This is a genomic window from Alteromonas sp. BZK5 (assembly GCF_014349115.1).
GTDB lineage: Bacteria > Pseudomonadota > Gammaproteobacteria > Enterobacterales > Alteromonadaceae > Alteromonas > Alteromonas macleodii.
The window spans coordinates 1-1,795 of sequence record NZ_JACSOE010000232.1; the positions used below are offsets into that span (position 1 = coordinate 1).

Below are 1,795 nucleotides of genomic sequence, written 5' to 3' on the forward strand. Positions count from 1 at the left end.
GTTAAAAGACGATGTATGGGAATTAAAGTCAGAAAATACGAAACGCGCTTATCAGTATGACTTTAATCAGTACCTGGGTTTTTGCAAAGATAATGCGTTGCCGGCGATGGCCAGTGATGTCAATGTGACTAAAACAACGTGTCGTGCCTATCTGGACTACTTAATGTCGACCAAATTGAAGCATCATTCGATACGTCGAAAAATTGCGTCAGTGCGCTATTTCATCGGGGTAAGCGAATTACCCGACCCATGGAAACAGTCAAAACTCTTTGCCGAATACACCAACCATAAGATAAATCAAAAGCCCAGCCGACAGTCGCAAGCCGCGCCCATGCGCCTTGAAAATATTGACGCCATCAATGAAAAACTCGATACGGATTCGCTGATTGGGTTACGTGACGCCGTCATCTTTAACACGGCGATAGACACAATATTCCGCGCATCCAATTTGTTAGCCATTGAGCTCCATCACATCGATTTTGCCAAACAACGGATTTTCGCGCCTCGCTCCAAGACTGATAAATCAGGTAAAGGCCAATACGGCTACATCTCAACAACCACTATCAATCTTATCGACAACTGGCTTACGAGAACGGGCATTGCTGATGGCCCTTTATTGAGAAAACTTTCCCCAAAGCAAACGGTACAAGATACCGCGATGCAATACCATGCACTGTTAGCCAGATATAAGAACTTAGCGTCCTTACTCAATCTTGAATTCAAACCAAGCTGCCATAGTACTCGGGTCGGAGGTGTAGTAACTATGTTTGAGCGGGGTGTCTCATTAGATCAAATTCAAAAAGCGGGTGGATGGACAAGTTCAGCGATGCCGATGCATTACGGTGAAGAGTTTGATGTGACCAAAACGGGTATGGCCAACGTGAGATAACACGGCTTATCTTTTGAGAATCTACGGTAAAACTAACCAGACTGTTATTGAAAACGCCGTAGGATTAAAAATTGATAGCGCTGATTATATTTCATGCTAATTTAAGTTATTACTCGTTGATGGTGTTGTGTTTTTTAATGTTTGAGCAGAAATCAGCACAGCATATGCTTAATTCATAAATTAATCAGTGTCATCAGACGTTTACGTGATTTTCAGGTGAATTCCTATTTTTTAGGTAAATTGCACCCTTATCAATCATATTTTTCTACTGAACGATTATATCGTAAGTAACTGACAGCGTTAGAAAAATGAAGATTTAAGTATAAATTGTTAAATATTTGCTTGCTGCTGAAAAAACCTATTTATATTAGTGATATAAGCCGTTGTTCACTATCCATTGAATGTCGTTAATACAATGGTCAGTACGTAACATAGTGAGCCTTAACATGAACGCCAAACCTAATCTTAGATTATGCGATGAGAATGATGCTATGCAGGTGGAACCCTCCTTTGAGTTTGTACTTACACAAATAGATTCTCTGAAGACTGAGTTCGCCGATATTGAAGCGGATCTTTACGACCAGCTGGCTATCGAAGGTCAACTTAAGACACTAGATGCGTTGTCATTACAAAAAGCGGTTGATTGTGTGGAGTCAGCATCTAAGCATTTAGAGAGTTATGTCATCACGCCCGATGTAAAATCGGTGGTCATAGCCATGCTTATGCTTGATATCAAATTGGAATATCGAAAATTTTCGTCGATATGCCCACGATTGGTGGGAAAAAAGATCTCAGAGCTTGGGTATCGCGCTATGTTTTTGAAGTTCTTTGACCTCGTAGAGCGTGAAATAGCGCGCTACGATAACAAAAAAGTGCCGTCTACTGACATAGCCAACCCAATAACCG

The 1,795-nt window shown here is 41.1% G+C and carries 2 protein-coding genes; both read left to right on the forward strand.

Going from position 1 to position 1,795, the window contains the following annotated elements:
- Window positions 1–889 (forward strand): tyrosine-type recombinase/integrase (locus BIZ39_RS21560; protein ID WP_187448076.1); only part of this gene is annotated, 889 nt, incomplete at its 5' end.
- A 446-nt stretch (window positions 890–1,335) separates the two neighbouring features.
- On the forward strand, window positions 1,336–1,795 hold a 460-nt coding region (locus tag BIZ39_RS21565; RefSeq protein ID WP_187448077.1), incomplete at its 3' end, for a hypothetical protein.